The organism is Labrys sp. KB_33_2 (assembly GCF_052114505.1).
In the GTDB taxonomy this organism is placed as follows: domain Bacteria; phylum Pseudomonadota; class Alphaproteobacteria; order Rhizobiales; family Labraceae; genus Labrys.
Genome location: NZ_JBFREW010000008.1, coordinates 92,997 through 109,257 on the forward strand (window position 1 = coordinate 92,997; position 16,261 = coordinate 109,257).

16 protein-coding genes and 1 pseudogene are annotated in these 16,261 nt (G+C 64.2%); 7 read left to right on the top strand and 10 right to left on the bottom strand.

What is annotated here, in order from left to right; all coding sequences use genetic code 11:
* Positions 1-78 precede the first annotated feature (78 nt).
* Together zapE and AB4037_RS15775 are read right to left on the bottom strand one after the other, a co-directional pair.
* Entirely contained in the window at positions 79-1,257 is a 1,179-nt protein-coding gene (gene zapE / locus AB4037_RS15770) for a cell division protein ZapE (protein WP_441772272.1), read from the bottom strand.
* A gap of 21 nt (positions 1,258-1,278) precedes the next feature.
* A complete protein-coding gene (locus AB4037_RS15775; RefSeq protein WP_441772152.1) occupies positions 1,279-1,911 on the bottom strand; it encodes a glutathione S-transferase family protein in 633 nt (210 codons plus the stop codon).
* 200 nt (positions 1,912-2,111) lie between these two features.
* On the opposite strand from AB4037_RS15775, the gene ykgO reads away from it, so the two are divergent.
* The 3 genes from ykgO (at position 2,112) to AB4037_RS15790 (ending at position 4,134) form a co-directional block, all read left to right on the top strand.
* Complete coding sequence (gene ykgO / locus AB4037_RS15780) at positions 2,112-2,237, top strand: type B 50S ribosomal protein L36 (protein WP_068283257.1); 126 nt, start codon at positions 2,112-2,114, stop codon at positions 2,235-2,237.
* 103 nt (positions 2,238-2,340) lie between these two features.
* A complete protein-coding gene (locus AB4037_RS15785; protein WP_434958978.1) occupies positions 2,341-2,898 on the top strand; it encodes a tetratricopeptide repeat protein in 558 nt (185 codons plus the stop codon).
* Between the two features lie 243 nt (positions 2,899-3,141).
* Entirely contained in the window at positions 3,142-4,134 is a 993-nt protein-coding gene (locus AB4037_RS15790) for an alpha/beta fold hydrolase (RefSeq protein WP_441772153.1), read from the top strand.
* A 197-nt stretch (positions 4,135-4,331) separates the two neighbouring features.
* Here the strand turns inward: AB4037_RS15790 and pyk are convergent, their stop codons facing one another.
* From pyk to AB4037_RS15805, 3 genes and pseudogenes are all read right to left on the bottom strand, one after another.
* A complete protein-coding gene (pyk, locus tag AB4037_RS15795) occupies positions 4,332-5,768 on the bottom strand; it encodes a pyruvate kinase (RefSeq protein WP_434958976.1) in 1,437 nt (478 codons plus the stop codon).
* Between the two features lie 438 nt (positions 5,769-6,206).
* A pseudogene (locus tag AB4037_RS15800) lies at positions 6,207-6,761 on the bottom strand (DUF1036 domain-containing protein); the annotation flags it as partial.
* 218 nt (positions 6,762-6,979) lie between these two features.
* On the bottom strand, positions 6,980-7,894 hold the full coding sequence (locus AB4037_RS15805; RefSeq protein WP_441772154.1) for a DMT family transporter: 915 nt from the start codon (positions 7,892-7,894) through the stop codon (positions 6,980-6,982).
* 218 nt (positions 7,895-8,112) lie between these two features.
* Between AB4037_RS15805 and AB4037_RS15810 the strand changes: the two genes are divergently transcribed.
* Together AB4037_RS15810 and AB4037_RS15815 are read left to right on the top strand one after the other, a co-directional pair.
* Complete coding sequence (locus AB4037_RS15810) at positions 8,113-8,934, top strand: N-formylglutamate amidohydrolase (protein WP_441772155.1); 822 nt, start codon at positions 8,113-8,115, stop codon at positions 8,932-8,934.
* 197 nt (positions 8,935-9,131) lie between these two features.
* Positions 9,132-9,377: a DUF2312 domain-containing protein gene (locus AB4037_RS15815; protein WP_149252861.1), complete on the top strand. Its 246-nt coding sequence runs from the start codon at positions 9,132-9,134 to the stop codon at positions 9,375-9,377.
* 238 nt (positions 9,378-9,615) lie between these two features.
* Here AB4037_RS15815 and soxR read toward each other — a convergent pair whose 3' ends face one another.
* Positions 9,616-10,062, bottom strand: coding sequence for a redox-sensitive transcriptional activator SoxR (gene soxR, locus AB4037_RS15820; RefSeq protein WP_434958973.1), 447 nt, complete (start codon positions 10,060-10,062; stop codon positions 9,616-9,618).
* Between the two features lie 185 nt (positions 10,063-10,247).
* Here soxR and AB4037_RS15825 point away from each other — a divergent pair, with 185 nt between their 5' ends.
* Positions 10,248-10,835 (top strand): NADPH-dependent FMN reductase, encoded by a 588-nt coding sequence (locus AB4037_RS15825; protein ID WP_434958972.1) that lies wholly within the window; start codon positions 10,248-10,250, stop codon positions 10,833-10,835.
* Between the two features lie 3 nt (positions 10,836-10,838).
* On the opposite strand, the gene AB4037_RS15830 is transcribed toward AB4037_RS15825, so the two are convergent.
* The 3 genes from AB4037_RS15830 to AB4037_RS15840 form a co-directional block, all read right to left on the bottom strand.
* A complete protein-coding gene (locus AB4037_RS15830) occupies positions 10,839-11,084 on the bottom strand; it encodes a hypothetical protein (protein WP_434958971.1) in 246 nt (81 codons plus the stop codon).
* A 93-nt stretch (positions 11,085-11,177) separates the two neighbouring features.
* On the bottom strand, positions 11,178-11,528 hold the full coding sequence (locus AB4037_RS15835; protein WP_441772156.1) for a DUF3088 domain-containing protein: 351 nt from the start codon (positions 11,526-11,528) through the stop codon (positions 11,178-11,180).
* 13 nt (positions 11,529-11,541) lie between these two features.
* Positions 11,542-13,146, bottom strand: coding sequence for an ABC transporter substrate-binding protein (locus AB4037_RS15840; protein ID WP_434958969.1), 1,605 nt, complete (start codon positions 13,144-13,146; stop codon positions 11,542-11,544).
* A gap of 162 nt (positions 13,147-13,308) precedes the next feature.
* Between AB4037_RS15840 and AB4037_RS15845 the strand changes: the two genes are divergently transcribed.
* A complete protein-coding gene (locus AB4037_RS15845) occupies positions 13,309-14,175 on the top strand; it encodes a sulfurtransferase (protein ID WP_434958968.1) in 867 nt (288 codons plus the stop codon).
* A 38-nt stretch (positions 14,176-14,213) separates the two neighbouring features.
* On the opposite strand, the gene AB4037_RS15850 is transcribed toward AB4037_RS15845, so the two are convergent.
* Complete coding sequence (locus tag AB4037_RS15850) at positions 14,214-16,181, bottom strand: family 2A encapsulin nanocompartment cargo protein cysteine desulfurase (RefSeq protein WP_441772157.1); 1,968 nt, start codon at positions 16,179-16,181, stop codon at positions 14,214-14,216.
* Positions 16,182-16,261: the final 80 nt, after the last annotated feature.

Genomic DNA, 16,261 nt, shown 5'->3' on the forward strand with positions numbered 1-16,261 from the left:
CTGCAAGATATCAAACATTTGCAGAGTTTCCCGGCAAAGCTCCCGGCGGGGCCTCGCCGGGAAACTCTGCTTGCCGGCTCAGCCGTCCACCAGTGAGGTCTTGGGCGGCGCCCGATGCGGCTGGGCAAGATAGACCTCCGAACGCATCTCGATCAGGCGCGAGATGGTGCGTTGGAATTCGAAGGCCTCGCGCCCCTCCTGATAGGGATAGAGCCCGGTCGGCTCCGCCGCCGCGGAAGCCACGAGCTTGGCACCGCGATCATAGAGGCAGTCGATCAACAAAATGAAGCGCTTGGCCTCGTTGCGCTGCTCCTGCCTGAGCACCGGGATGTCGTCGACCAGCAGCGTGTGGAAATGTTCGGCAAGGGCCAGATAGTCGGCCGAGCCCAAAGGCTGGCCGCAGAGTTCGGCAAAGGAAAAACGGGCGACGCCCATGGCGGCCTGCGGCACTTTCAAGGCCCGGCCCTTGACCGTCAACACCAGCGGCAGGCCCTCTTTCCGCCCGGTGAGGCGCTCGAAGGCTGCATCCATCCCGGCGCGAACGTCCGGCCCGCCACCGACGAGATAGGTCTCCCCGCCGGAGAGCTTCTCGAGACGATAATCCGTACGCGCCTCCAGCTTCACCACCTCCATATGCTGCTGGAGCAGCGCGATGAAGGGCAGGAACAGGGCGCGGTTCAGACCATCCTCATAGAGCCGGTCGGGCACCACGTTGGAGGTGGCAACCACCACCACCCCATGCGCGAACAACTGGGTAAAGAGGCGCCCGAGGATCATGGCGTCGGCGATGTCGGTGACGGAGAATTCGTCGAAGCACAGGAGCCTGGCTTCCCTGGCCAGCACCTCGGCAACCGGGCCGATCGGATCATCGCCCTTGACCCGCCCGGCCCGGATCTCGCTGCGATAGTGGAAGATGCGCTCATGCACATCGTTCATGAAGGCATTGAAATGCACGCGGCGATGGCTGACGCCAGCTGGTACGGCTTCGTGGAACAGGTCCATCAGCATGGTCTTGCCGCGCCCGACCTCGCCCCAGATATAGAGGCCCTTCGGCCCCGGCCTGGGCTTGGCCCGCCCGAACAGCCAGCCGAGGGCACCAGGCTTGCGCGCCACCGACATCTCGCCCAGCTCGTCCAGAACGATCTGCAGGCGGGCGAGGACGGCCTCCTGGGCCGCGTCGCGTTCGAGCCCGCCGGCGGCGACGAGGGCACGGTAGCGATCGAGCAGGGAAATCGGGGCGGGTGCGTGCAAGGAAATGTCCCGTATCGTCAGTTTCGATCAGGCGCGCGCCGGCGGGGCGTGTGGCACCATCTCATAAGGCAGCTTCCATCCCGGCATGGCCGCGATGCGGGCCCGCCAGGCCAAGATGTTGGAATAAGCCTGGAATGGCAGGCCCGTCTCCTCTTCGAAGAAGACATAGCCGGCCAGGGACAGGTCGGCGATGGTCAGACGATCTGCAACCAGGAAATCCCGGCCGGCCAGATGCTTGTCGACGATGGCAAAGGCACTCTTGGCCCGCCCGCGCAGAAATTCGGTGACCGGGCTCTCGCCGCTCTTCTGCAGGCCTACGATGAAGCGAAGGGTGGCGTAATAGCTGGTGAATTTATGATTGTCGAACAGGATCCAGCGCAGGATCTCGCGCCGTTCATCGGCAGTGTCGGCTCCGAACCGGCCGGTCTGCTCGGCGAGATAATCGAGAATCACGCCGGACTGGCTCAGCACCTTGCCGTCATGCAGCAGCACCGGCGCTTCGCCCATCTCGTTGACCGTGCGAAAATTGTCGGTCCGCGTCTCGCCATTGAAGAAATCGACCGGGAGGCGCTCCCACGGCGTGCCGGTCAGGGCCAGCATCAGCGCCACCTTGTAGCAATTGCCTGATTCACCGAAGGCGTAAAGCTTGTAGTCGGCCATGCGGATCTCCTCATTGCGGCCAAGTCATAGACAATAGAGCCGCAATGGCATAGGCCTGCCGGCGCAGTTCTGGTGCGACGAAGCGGCAACATGGCTCGCAACCATGTTGACATCCCCGCCCCTCGTCGCTAGAACCCCGCATCTTTCGAATTTGGGAGCTCCTGCGTCTTCTCGCGTGCTCCAATAGAGGCACGAGTACCATGAAGATCCGCAATTCGCTCAAGTCGCTGCGTACGCGCCATCGCGACAATCAGCTGGTCCGCCGCAAGGGCCGCGTCTACATCATCAACAAGACCCAGAAGCGCTACAAGGCCCGCCAGGGCTGATTTGGCGCCGAATTATCGGGTCTGCCGCGTTTGAACCCGGCCGCAGCGATGCGGTCGGGTTTTTGTCTTTGAATCCGCCACAATCTCGCGCCACTATCCAAGCATGAGGATCGCGATTCTGGCCCTGATCGGCATGCTTGCCGTACCCGTCGCCGCCCTGGCCGAGACCCGGCCGGCCGGCGATCCCGAACTCGACCGCCTGTATGAGCGCCTTGCCAAGGCCGAGTCGGAGAAGGAAGCCGACAATATCGCGGTCGCCATCGAACGTGTGGAGCTACGCTCGGGCAGCGACACCACCGACCTCTTGATGGACCGGGCGCTGACGGCGATCAAAGCTTCGAATACCGACAAGGCCATCAAGATCCTGAATGCCGTCATCCATCTCAGGCCCGGTTACGCCGAGGCATGGAACCGGCGCGCCACCGCCTATTACCTGAAAAAGGACTATGTGCGCTCGATCGCCGACGTCGCCGAGACGCTGCGGCGTAATCCGCGCGAATATGGCGCCTGGAACGGCCTGGCCATGATGCTGGTCGACATGGGCGACAAGAAGAACGCCTATGAGGCGCTCAAACACGCTCTGGCGATCAATCCTCATATGGCCGGCGCCCGCAAGATGATGGACGAGCTCAAGCCCGAGGTCGAAGGGCGCGATATCTAAGATTCGGGAATCGCAGGTGGGAGGGTCGATCTCCTCAGCTCCATCATTTGATGGAGCGGGATCGACCACCTTGGAAATGCCGAGCGGGATAGAGGACTAAGACGGTCGATCGGGAGATCGACCCTCCCACCCGCTCCTGCCTGCGGCCCCAGGAAAGGCCGCAGCGCGCGGGGACTTTCGAGCCGGTTGCAAAACGGCTAGAAGCATATTTTTCCACCGGCTCCAGCACGCCAAAGGCCGCGATTGACCCTCTTTCTGCTCTTCATCGGCATTCTCCTTCTTGCGCATGGGCTCGGAGCCATCCAGGCCACCAATGTCATCGCCGCCCGCATCGCCGAAGAAAATCCGCCCGAAGGCATCTTCGTGCCCGTACCTGGCGGACGGCTGCATCTGATCGATCTCGGTGCCGGTCACGGCGGCGAAAAGCTGCCTGTGCTGCTGTTGCATGGCGCCACCTCCAATGCCCGCGACATCGTCTATGGCATCGGCGAGGATCTGGCGCGCCAGCGCCGCGTGATCGCCGTGGACCGGCCGGGGCATGGCTGGAGCGGCCGGCCGAACGGGCGCGGCGACGCTACCACCGCGGCGCAAGCCAAGCTGGTCATGGCAGCCCTGGATGGCCACGGCATCGACCGTTTCATCGTCGTCGGCCATTCCCTGGCCGGGTCGCTCGCCACGCTGCTGGCCGTCGAACACAGGGATCGGGTCGCCGGTCTGGTGGTGCTGGCCGGGGCCACCCATCCCTGGCCGGGCGGCATCGCCTGGTACTACCGCCTCGCCGCCCTGCCCGTGCTGGGGCGGCTCTTCGTGCACACCGTGATGACCCCGGTCGGAAGCTGGAGCCTAAGGAAGTCGGTCGAGGACTCCTTCCGGCCGGGCGAGGCGCCGGCCGACTATGTGCGCAAGGCCAGCGCGGCCCTGGTGCTGCGGCCAGACGAGTTCCGCTGGAACGGGCAGGACGTCGCCGCTCTCAAAGCCTGTCTGACGAGCCAGTCTCCTCGCTATCACGAGATCACTGCCGCCACCGCCATCGTCGCCGATCCCGCTGATCACGTGGTGTCGACAAGCATCCATGCCGAGACGCTGCACCGGCAGGTGCAGGGGTCTCGGCTGGTCCTGGTGCCCGGCGCCGGCCATCAGATCCACTACACAGCCAGGCAGGTGGTGCTGGAGGAGATCAACCGCCTCGCCCAGGTTGCCGACGACCGTGGCTCGGCGCGGCAGGCCGCACAGTAATTAGCCAACTATTTGAAATGGGTTCGGTGTGGCGTTTTTGCGGAAGTATGGGCGCCCGCAAATTGGACCCGCCCGGTGTCCGCCCTCTTTTGCGAGCTTTCATCCCGAATTCCAGGGTTCACGCCATAAACGCAAAATATTAGCCGGCAACCATATTGCCGGCTAATATGTCTACGGCATTGTCGTAACAGGAACCGTCAGACCGCCTCGCCACCGTCGGCGCCGATCACGGCGATGCGCACCATGTTGGTCGCGCCCGGCGTGCCGAAGGGAATGCCGGCCATGATCAGCACACGCTGGCCGGTCTGCGCGAAGCCGTCTTGCGAGGCATGGCGGCAAGCACGATCGACCATGTCGCTGATGTCGCGGGCGTCGTCGGTGAGCACGGCGTGCACGCCCCAGACCAAGGCGAGCCGGCGCGCCGTGCCGACATTGGGCGTGAGCGCCAGCAAGGGCTTCTCCGCGCGTTCGCGGGCGATACGGATGCCGGTCGAGCCCGAGGCCGTCCAGGCGATCAGGGCGGCGAGATCGAGCGTTTCGGAGATGGTGCGCGCGGCCGCCGCTATGGCGTCGGCACCGGTCTGCTCGGGCTCGCTGCGCTGGGCGTTGATGATGGTGCGGTGCAGGGCGTCGCGCTCCACTTCCTCGGCGATGCGGTTCATCGTCGCCACCGCCTCGCGCGGGAATTCGCCGGCGGCACTCTCGGCCGAGAGCATGACCGCATCCGCCCCTTCATAGACCGCCGTGGCGACGTCCGAGACTTCGGCGCGCGTCGGCACCGGAGAGGTGATCATCGATTCCAGCATCTGGGTCGCCACCACGACCGGCTTGCCAAGCTTGCGCGCGCCGCGCACGATCCGCTTTTGCAGGCCGGGCACCCTTTCGAGCGGCAGTTCGACGCCAAGGTCGCCGCGTGCCACCATCAGGGAGTCGGAAGCAGCGAAAATTTCGTCGAGACGCAGGATCGCCTGCGGCTTTTCGATCTTCGACATCACCAGCGCACGACCCTGGATGATCTCGCGCGCTTCCAGAACATCCTCGGGACGCTGCACGAAGGAGAGAGCGACGATGTCGACGCCCGCACCGAGTCCGGCCTCCAGGTCGGCATGATCCTTTGGCGTCATCGCCGAGACGGCGATCTCGGTATCGGGCAGCGAAACGCCCTTGCGGTTCGACATCTTGCCGCCGACGATGACCTCGGTGACAGCGCGATCGCCGGTCGCCTCAGTGGTCTTCAGCCGCACCTTGCCATCATCGAGCAGTAGCGTATGGCCGGGCCGCAGGGCCGACAGGATTTCCGGATGAGGCAAATAGACCCGGCTGGCATCGCCCGGCGTCGGATCGGAATCGAGGGTAAAGCTGGCCCCATTGGCCAGTTTCACCGCACCGCCGACAAACTCGCCGATCCGCAGCTTGGGGCCCTGGAGATCGAGCAGGATGCCGATCGGCCGGCCGCATTCCTTCTCGACATCGCGGATCAGGCCGACCATTTCGCGCATGCGGTCATGCGAGGTGTGGCTCATATTGATGCGGAACAAATCCGCACCGGCGCGGAACAAATGGGCGATCATCTCCCGCGACGAAGAGGCAGGTCCCAAGGTGGCGAGAATTTTTACTTTTCGCTGGCGTCGCATACGACCGTTTCTTTCTTATCTTGGTATTTTGCGCGGATCTTGGCGCGCTGGCACAGCGCATCCGCAAGGATGAGATGGCACTCTAGTCCGATTTTCGCGCCAGTTAAGTGACATATATGCCACGCTGGCCCGCTAATTCGCGGAGGGTGCCGAGGCCGGTCGTTCAGGGGGCAAAGGCGGAGCGGGCGTGGTTGGCGTGCCTTCCGCAGGGGGAGGTGCCTCCGTCCCGGACTGCGGGGCGACCGTATCCTGCGGCGGCTTATCCAGCTCGGGTTTGTCCGGAGCGGGCGGGCTTGGGGCGGGCTGGTTCGGCGGCTGCGTGCCTTCGCCGGAGGGCTGGGCCGGCGCAGCGGGCGCCGGTGCTGCGGGAACGGGTGCATCTTGCGGCGTCAATGGCGACGGCGTCGCAGGCGAGACCACCGGCGGCGTGGTCACGACCGGCGGATTGGCTGGCGTGGGCGCCGCGCCGGAGGCTGGCGGAACCGCGGGTGCTGGCGCATTGGGCGCCGAAGGCCCCTGGGCTGGGGGCGTGTCGGACGGGGCGTTCGACTTGGGCTTTGCCCCATTCTGGGCCTGCTCGGAAAGCTGGACCGTCCAGGCTTTCTGCTCGCTGGTGTCGATCTCGAAATAGCCGGTGCGGTTATAGCCGCGCGCCAGGCAGTTCTCGAAACCGCGAATGGTGAATTCCTTGTCGCGCGAGCACATGAAGGCGTTGCCGCTCCATTCCCCGCCCTGGTCGTAGTCGACCGCATAGACATAGTAGAATCGTGCCGCCAGCGGGCCCTTCAGGATGGACTCGCAGCTGCGCGCCGCGACGTTCCACCAGCCCTCGGTGAGCCAGCCCTGCTTGTCGCGATAGCCGACGGCGACGCCCACCCGGCTCGAGGTGTTGTTGCACAGGCGAAAATCGGCCTTGGCCGGGCTGGCGGCGAGCAGCGGCGCCACGCAGATCACGGTCGCGGCGAGCGGGAGGCGAAGAGAGGAAGAGATCATCCGGAACGATTCGACCTTGAGGGCCTTCTTGATACCGTTTCGTTCGGGCGCAAGGAAGGCAGCAAAGCGTTTTGCGATTTAACAAAATCGCCAGGAATCACAAAGGCGCGTCGAAACAAGGCACCAGAGCAAAGCGCGTTCAGGTCCGAACGCGCTTTGCTCTGGAGGGTGTAAACCCCGATTGTCTTTGCCGATATCCTCAACCTTTCACCCTTGTCTCAGGCCGGCCGCGGACGCGAGACCCAGATGCCGGTGATGATGACCAGGCCGCCGAGCCCCTGCAGAAGCGAGACCGGTTCGTCCAGGATCACCCAGCCAAGCGCTGCGGCAGCCACCGCCTCCAGGAAGATCACCAGCGAGGAGAACACCACCGGCAGCGAGCCGAGCGCGACCGACAGCAGGCCCTGTCCGCCGGCATGGCTGACCCAGGCCAGGGCGATCAGCACGAGCCAGCCCGTCGCTCCGGCCGGCAGGAAGCGCTGGCCCAGACTCTGGGTCGCCCATAGCGCTGCCACGGCCAGGATCGCCACCGTCACCACCGACATGTAGAAGGTGAGCCGCGCGGCGCGGTGGCGCAGCCTTGCTTTCTCCACCGCCAGGAAATAGGCGCCGAAGAAGATTCCCGTCACCCCGGCAAAGCCGTCGCCGACGAGATGGCCCGGGGCGAAGCCGAGAGACTGGGCGACCAGCGCCAGCCCGCCCAGCAGGCACAGGCCGAGGCCGATCAGGGCGGCGCGGCTTGCCTTGCGCCGGTAGACCAGCCATCCCAGGATCACCACCCACAGGGGCGCCATGGTGGCGAAGAAAGTGGCATTGGCTACCGTGGTATTGGTAATGGCGAGGTGCCAGAAGAAGAGGTCGCCGGCAAAAAACACGCCGGTGGCGATCACCGGCAAGGAGAAGGCCGGGCCGGTGTCAGGCGTATCAGCCTTGCTTTCTTCCAGGCGCATCCAGGCATAGAGCACCGGCAGCGCCAGCAGCACCCGGTAGAAGGCGCTGGCGAAGGGTCCGACATCCGTCAGCCGCACCAGGATCGGCGAGATGCCCATCGCCATGGCACCGGCGATCAGCGCGGCGAAAGCAGGCCAGAAGGCGCTTGGCGCCGGTGCCGCGGATGGGGCTGCAGAGCTCATCGGAAATGGTTCCTGGCAGGTCATTCGAACAAAGCGCAGTTTCTTCGAATGGTGGTTTTTCTAACTCTTTGTTTTGACGCTATTTTTAATAGAAAAGTCCATCGACTTTTCTGTAAAACGCTTTCGTGCGCCTGCATTGCGAAAGTCCGAAGCGGGACGTCGCATTGGCTGTGGCGCCGGCCTCCGCTCGTCTTTATGCTGCCCGCTTCGATACCACAATGTCAGTATCCCCCTTGCAGTCTGATTTCTCACCTATCGAAAGGCTGGATGGCCAGCCCGACTCCGGTCTCATCCTGCTGTGCGACCACGCCTCCAACGCCCTGCCCGCCGAATATGGCACGTTGGGGCTGCCGCCGGCCCAGCTCGAGCGCCATATCGGCTACGACATCGGGGCGCGGGCTGTTACGCTCGCCTTGTCAGCGCGACTTCGGGCTCCTGCCTTGCTCACACGCTTCTCGCGCCTGCTGATCGACCCCAATCGCGGCGCGGATGATCCCACTTTGGTGATGCGCCTGTCCGATGGCGCGCTGATACCTGGCAATGCCCGTGCCGACCACGCCGACATCGCCCAGCGGATCGAACGCTTCCACCGCCCCTATCATCGGGCGATCGGCGAACTCGTGAACGAGAAGCTCGCCAGCGGCATCGTACCGGTGCTGTTTTCGGTGCATTCCTTCACGCCGGTCTGGCGCGGCGTGCCGCGTCCCTGGCACGTCACCCTGCTCTGGGACAAGGATCCGCGCATCATCCGGCCGATGATCGAGGCCTTCAAGCGCGACACGGCCCTGGTCGTGGGCGACAACGAGCCCTATGATGGCGCCCTGGAAGGCGATACGCTTTATCAGCACGCCACGCTGCGCGGCCTGCCCCATGCCTTGATCGAATTGCGCCAGGACCTGATCGGCACCCAGGAAGGAGCACAGGATTGGGCCGACCGTATCGCCCGCGCCCTGTCGCCCCTGATCATCGATCCCGCCGTCCGGCGCATCGAACATTGGGGATCGCGCACCGGGACCCAGGCCCAGTCCTCGCATCGATGAAGGCGAATGCCGAAACAGATACGCCTTCCGCAAGACAGGTGAGCAAATCCCTAACCTTTATCGGAAACCCTAGAGGCTGTTTTCGAAGCGCCTTTGCGATTCCCGGCAGTTCCGCCAAATCGCAAGACGCTCTGGGACTTGACCCGACTCGGCTTTATCAGCCACATCCGCCCCCAAATTTGTCTCAGGAGTAAGCAATGACGGACGCAACCTCGGTCGCCGCCGACCAGCTCAAGTCGATCATCGAGCGCATCGAGCGCCTCGAAGAGGACAAGAAGGCGATCGCCGACGACATCAAGGAAGTCTATGGCGAGGCCAAGGCCAACGGCTTCGACGCCGCCATCCTGCGCAAGATCGTGTCGCTGCGCAAAAAGCCAGCGGCCGAGCGCGCCGAGGAAGACGCCATCCTGGAGCTCTACCTCCAGGCCCTCGGCATGGAGTAAGGATTCGTCCGTCAACAAACGGATCGATTTGGCTCGACTTTTGTCATTGCCGGACTTGACTCGGCAATCCAGCTCGCTTCCTGGCCTCGAAGACGGGGCCGCTGGATGCCCGGGTCGAGCCCTGGCATGACAAAGGCAGCGCATCCGTCATTTCCGGACAATGGCTAAAGCCAAGCTGCTTGGTGATCAGGCGGGTATCGGCGGGATGTACCCTGGCGATGCCCGCTGATCGGCGACCTCAATTGTTGCGCGTCGTCACCCAATATCGAGGCCCGGGGCCAAGGCGGCCGGCGCGGTCGTCCGGATTGGCGAGCTGGCAGAATTCCAGCGACAGGCAGCCGCAGCTGATGCAGCGCGTAAGACCGCTCTTCAGCCGCTGCAATTCGGCAATCCTGGCATCGATCCGCTCGGTCCAGGGCTGGGATAATTGTGCCCAATCCTCTCCCCCCGGCACGTGATCGGTGGGCAGCCGGGCGAGCTCCTCCCCGATCTCCTCCAATGACATGCCCAGACGCTGGGCGAAGACGATGAAAGCGATGCGCCGCAGCGTCGAACGCGCAAAGCGCCGATGCCCGGAACCGGCGCGTTCGGACCGGATCAGGCCGCGCTCTTCGTAATAGCGCAGAGCCGACGCCGCGACGCCCGATCGGCGTGAAATCTGATTGATGGTGAGGGTCGGATCCATGCCCGCCATCAAAGCATATTTGCCGCTTGATCTCAAGTTCACTTGAACTTGTATAAGGACTCATCCTTTGCATGGAGGCTGAGTTCGATGACAAACCGAGCGACCGACCGACGTACCGAACCATCAAAAATCCCAAAGTGTTCCGGCTTTCTGCGCATTGAGTTGGCAGACTGTGGGAGCCCAACATGAGCCGGGCTCCGTTCCGCCTCGGCCTGATCTATGGCAGCAGCCGTCGCGGCCGCTTCTGCGATATCATGGGCCATTGGGTGCAACTGCGGCTCGCCCAATCAGGGATGTTCGACATCGACCTCGTCGATCCCCAGCAGATCGACCTTGCGGCACTGCTGCATCAGGAGGATTGCCCAACGAGACAGGCGTTGCGCCGCCGGCTGGCCGACGCCGATTGCTTCATCCTGGTAACGCCGGAATACAATCATGGCTATACGGCAGCCACCAAGCTGATCATCGATGCGGCCAGTCGCGAATGGGCGGAAAAGCCGATCGCCTTCGTCTCCTATGGCGGCATTTCCGGGGGGCTACGGGCGGTCGAGCAATTGAGGCTGGTCTTCGCCGAGCTGCATGCGATCGCCCTACGCGATAGCGTGAGCCTGGCCAATGCCTGGCGGGCGACCGATGCCGATGGCCGCCTTGTGCCCGGCTCCGAGACCAGTCAGGCCATGGATGTCCTGATCGGCCAATTGCACCGCTGGGCGCGCACGCTCAGGCAAGTCCGGCAGGTGGATACCGCCATGGCCTCGACGCAAACCCAGTGAACTTCAGCCGTGCCGGAACGACCCGGTGCCGGCCTGCCGCAATTGCAGCCCGTTCAGGGCGAGCCAGCGCTCGACCTCGAGGGCCGTGACCTGCCCGATGCCGCGTTCGGCAAGCAATTCGTCCCAGGAATAGGCCGTTGCGATCGTGGTCAGGTTGCGAGCGCGCTGCGCCAGCGTGCGCCCTCCCTTGTGAGCATGGCGCCCTTGCAAGAGCTGATCCAGAGCCCGCCGCCTCAAGCGCATGGCCATGTCCTCCTTTCCAAGAGTCTCATTGCTTCGACGCGCCGTTGCGATTTGAAGCGGTCTATTCAAACCACACGGCGCTTTGGCGCCCGGCCGCCGTCAGCCATGCAGGCGCGGAAAGCCGTGACGCTCGGCCAGCAGTTCGAGAATGCGCTGGGTCGGCTTGACGAAGGCAGCGTCGCCGAAGTGCTCCGCATCGTCGGGAACCGGTCCCTCCCGCAGGACCAGCGCTGGCAGGGACTGGTTGACCTCGCCCAGTTCGGCGATCACCGCCCGGCGCGGCCGGGCGAAGGGCACGCGTTCGATGTCGAGATGCCCGGCCAGTTCGGGAAAGCTCGCCAGCACACCTTCGATCTGGTTGCTGTGCGGGCAGACAAAGCGCTGCCCTGGATAGTTGGGATCCTCGAATCCGGGTTCAAGCAGAAACAACTTGTCGCGGCTGCGGCTCATGCCTGGTCTCCTGTCAGTTCGTGTCGGCGCGCACGGGCGCCGGGCGCTTCTCGACGCGATCGTAGAACACGTCGCCATAGGGGCTCTGGAAATAGCCGGTGACGCCCTTGGCGAGCACGATCTGGTCGCTGTCCTGCAGGATCACGACATAGGGTGAGCTTTTCTGGATCTTGCGCTGCAACTCCTCATAGAGGGCGATGCGCCTGGCCGGATCCTGCTCCTTGACGGCCGCGGCCGTCTCGTCGCTGAGCTCGGGGATGACCCAGCCGGCCTGCTTGGCGACGGTGTTGCGCTTGTTGTCGCGATTGACGGCGAAGGCGCCGGCATTGGAATGCGGGTCGAAATAATCCGGGCCCCAATAGCGCAGGGTCACCTCATATTGCCCGGAGCGTGCCTTGGCGAAGATCTCGCTGCTCACACCCGGCTGGATGTCGAGCGTGAGGCCGGCCTGGCCGAAGCTCTGCTGCAGGGATTGGGCGATGGTGAGAAAGAGCGGCTCGTTGAAGACCGGGAAACTGATTCTCGTCGGGCCGATGCCGGCATCGGCCAGGATCTTCTTGGCCTTCTCGACATCAAGCTTGTAGGGGGTATCGCCCAAGGCGCCCGGGAATCCGGCGGGCAGGAAAGCCTGGTGCACGCGATACTGGCCGCGCAGCAGGTTCTTGGCGATGCCCTCATAGTCGACGAGATAGCGCGCTGCCTTCCAGAAGGCCGGATTGCCGAGGGTCGGATTGGCCTTGGTGTTGATCAGGAGATATTCGAGCCGCGCCGAAGGCGTTGCATAAATGCTGACCTGGCTCTTGTCCCTGAGCGTCTCGACCTGGTCGATGCCGAGGCCACGGGCGATGTCGACGTCACCCTGCTCCACCAGCAGGCGGCGGGCCGCCGGATCCGGGACATTGCGGAAGATGAGCCCCTGCAGTTTGGGTGCGCCGCCAGGCGAAGCTGGGTTGGCGTCCAGCACCAGCGCCTCATGCGCGGTATAGGAGTTGATCTTGAAGGCGCCGCTGCCGGCCGAATGTGATTTGAGCCAGCCATTGCCGAAGTCGCCATTGCTGGCTTGCGGCGCGAGCACCGCTTCGTCGAGAACCGAGGCGACGTTGGCGGTGAGGATGGCAAGCACGAAGGACGGAGCGACATCAGCTTGCCAGGTCAGCTTGACTTTGCCGTCATCGACCTTGCTGATGGCAGCTTCGACATTGTCGGCAGTCCAGCCGAGTTCGTTCAGGATAAAGGCGGGTGCCTTGTTGAGCTTCACGGCGCGGCTGAGGGAGAAGATCACGTCTTCCGGCCGGACGGGATTGCCGGAGGCGAATTTGGCGTCCCTGGCCAAGGTAAAGGTCAGGCTCTTGCCATCGCTGCCCGCTTCCCAGCTCGACGCCAACGCCGGCTTGATGCTGGCGCTGGCATCGCGATCGGCTTGTACCAGGCGCTGATAGAGGGCGTTGGCCACCTGCCCCGTCGTCGACTCGAAGGCCTCGGCCGGGTCGAAGCTGGTGACGTCGTCGATGGATTGCGCCACCACGGCGATTCCCGGCGGCGTTTCCGCCCATGCCGCAGGCGCCTGCAGGGCGAGAGCGAGGGCCGTAAAGCCGAAAAGTCCGATCTTGCTTCGCATGCCACTTGCTCCGAATTCAAAGGAAAGGATGCGTCTTTCGAGCGATATGGCTGAATAATGACAGGGAACAGAGCTTGGTCAAGATTATTATATAAAAATTATGGACTAAGTGTATTTATGAATTAAGCTCGCCTTCCGGACACTCCTGCAACGAGGCAAGCGATGACGACACCAGCTTCCACATCCCTGGTTACGGCGGACTGGCTTCTCGAAAATCTGGACAATCCCAAGGTGCGGATCTTCGAGGTCAGCGTCGATCCGACCGTCTATGAGCGCGGCCATATCCCCGGAGCAGTCAATCTCGACTGGCATCGGGACCTGGTCGACACCGTCAACCGCGATATCGCCTCGCGCGAGAAGCTGCAGGACACCCTGCGCAAGGCCGGTGTGGGGGACGACACCACCGTGATCGTCTATGGCGACAACAACAATTGGTTCGCCGCCTGGGGCGTATGGGTGCTTGACGTCTATGGCTTCGGCGAGCGCGCCAAGCTGGTGGACGGCGGGCGCAAGCTCTGGGAAGCCCGCGGCCTCGCCCTCACCGCCGACGTGCCTGATCTTTCAGCCTCCGCGCTCACTTTGCCGGACCGCAACGAAGCCCTGCGCGCCCGGCTTCCCGACGTGCTCGGCTTTGCCCAGGGCAAGGTCGACGGACAGCTGGTCGACATCCGCTCGCCCGACGAATATGCCGGCAAGATCTTCGCCCCCGAAGGCGTGAAGGAACTCGCGATCCGGGCCGGCCACGTACCGGGCGCCGAGAACGTGCCCTGGGCCACCATCGTCAACGAGGACGGCACCTACAAGCCCGTCGAGGAGATCCGCGGCATCTATGCCGCCAAGGGCATCGACGGAACCAGGCCGATCATCACTTATTGCCGCATCGGCGAGCGCTCGAGCCATAGCTGGTTCGCCCTCAAGCGCATCCTCGGCTATGACGCCCGCAACTATGACGGCTCCTGGACCGAATATGGCAATGCCGTCGGCGTTCCCGTCGACAATCCGTCGGGCACGATCTGGCTGGGCAAATAGGTTTTTGGAGCGCGGACTGGAAGTCCGCGCTCCAAGGATCAGCGATAGCCCCGCCCGCTCTGGATCTTTCTCAGCGCCGCCACCAGCGCATCGACATCGTCATACGTATTGTAGAAGGCCAGCGACGGCCGCACCGTGCTTTCCAGGCCGAAGCGGCGCAGGATCGGCTGGGCACAGTGATGGCCGGCGCGCACCGCGATGCCCTCGCGATCGAGCGCCACGCCGACATCCTGGGTCCGGCAGCCATCCAGCACGAAGGAGAGCACGCTCGCCTTTTCCTTGGCGGTGCCGATCAGCTTGAGGCCGGGCACGCTAAGCATATGCTCGGTGGCGTAGACCAGGAGTTCATGCTCATAGCGGCCGATCACATCCATGCCGATCGTCTCGACATAGTCGAGCGCCGCGCCGAGCCCCACCGCGTCGGCGATGTTGCCGGTACCAGCCTCGAAGCGTTCGGGCGGGCCATGATAGATCGTCTTCTCGAAGGTGACGTCGGCGATCATATTGCCGCCACCCTGCCAGGGCGGCAGATGGGCGAGCACGTCGGGCTTGCCATGCACCACACCGATGCCGGTCGGGCCGAACACCTTGTGACCCGAGAACACGAAGAAATCGGCATCGAGAGCCTGCACGTCGGTGCGCATATGCGAGACGGACTGGGCGCCATCGACAACCACCGTAGCGCCGTGGCGCTTGGCGATGGCGACCATCTCCCGCGCTGGCGTCACCGTGCCGAGTGCGTTGGAGACCTGCGTGATCGAGACGATGCGCGTGCGCGGATTGATGAGCTTCTCATATTCCTCGAGAATCACCTGCCCGGTGTCATCGACCGGGGCGACACGCAGCTTGGCGCCCTTCTCGGCGGCGAGCATCTGCCAGGGCACGATATTGGCGTGGTGCTCCAGCCAGGTGACCAGGATCTCGTCGCCTTCCCCGACATGGCGGCGTCCGAAGGCCTGCGCGATCAGGTTGATGCCCTCGGTGGTGCCGCGCACGAAGATGATGTCGCGGGTCGAGCCGGCATTGAGGAAGCGCCGCACTTTTTCGCGCGCGCCCTCATAGGCGTCGGTTGCCCGCGCCGCCAGCGCATGGGCCGCGCGATGGATGTTGGAATTCTCATGCTCGTAGAAATGGCTGAGGCGGTCGATCACCGCCTGCGGCTTCTGAGTGGTTGCCGCATTGTCGAGCCAGATCAACGGCTTGCCATGCACCTGCGTCTGCAGGATCGGGAAGTCGCGTTTGACCGATTGCGCATCGAAGGGGCGGCCCGATGGGGCAAGATCCGGCACTGCGTCGGGACGCAGTTCCAGGGAAATCGCACTGAAATCAGGAAGGCGCGGGGCAGCCGGAACGGCGGGCGAGCCCACCTGCGGCGCGACCGACGGAATTTGCGGACTAGGTGGCGCCACCGGAACGGCTGGCGGGGTGGCGAGAGGCGGCGCAGGCGGTTGCGAGGGAGCGAGGGATTGTCCGTCGCGCAGGAAATAATAGCCATCCTCGGACGGCTGGGCGATCGAGCCGGGAACGGAGGCCGTGGACGGAGCCTGCAAAGGTGCGGCGGCGGCCACGTCGGGACGCAACAGCGATAGAAACTCGGCAAGACCCGGCGGCAGGACGGAGAAGTCGACCTGGGTCGGCACACTGGGCACGAAGGGGCCGGCCGAGCCACCGGGCTGCGGCACGTCCGAGGGGACTGCCGACGCACCCGATAGCGGCTGCGGAGCGGTGGCAGGCGCGATCGGGATGGTCGGTGTCGGCACGATCGAGGGAATGGTCACGGGCGGCAGGTCCGGCGGGCCGACAGGCGGGCGTGCCGGCACCTGCGGGGCGACGCTGGTGGTGATGGAAGGCGCCGGCGCCAGCGTCGGGCTCGGCGGGACCGCCGGCACGGTTGGCGCCAGCGGCACGGTGCCCTGGCCGGGGGGCGCCTGGAACAGGGCATTGGCGAGATCTGCCAGCACCGTCGGATCCGGCCAGGTCGGGCTTGAGGTAAGGCCTGATGTCATCGAGCGGGAGCTCCTTAAAAAGGGCGGTCGTCATGGCGGGGAATGGCTCCTATCCCTGCCCAGAGAAGCGCGGCTTGCCT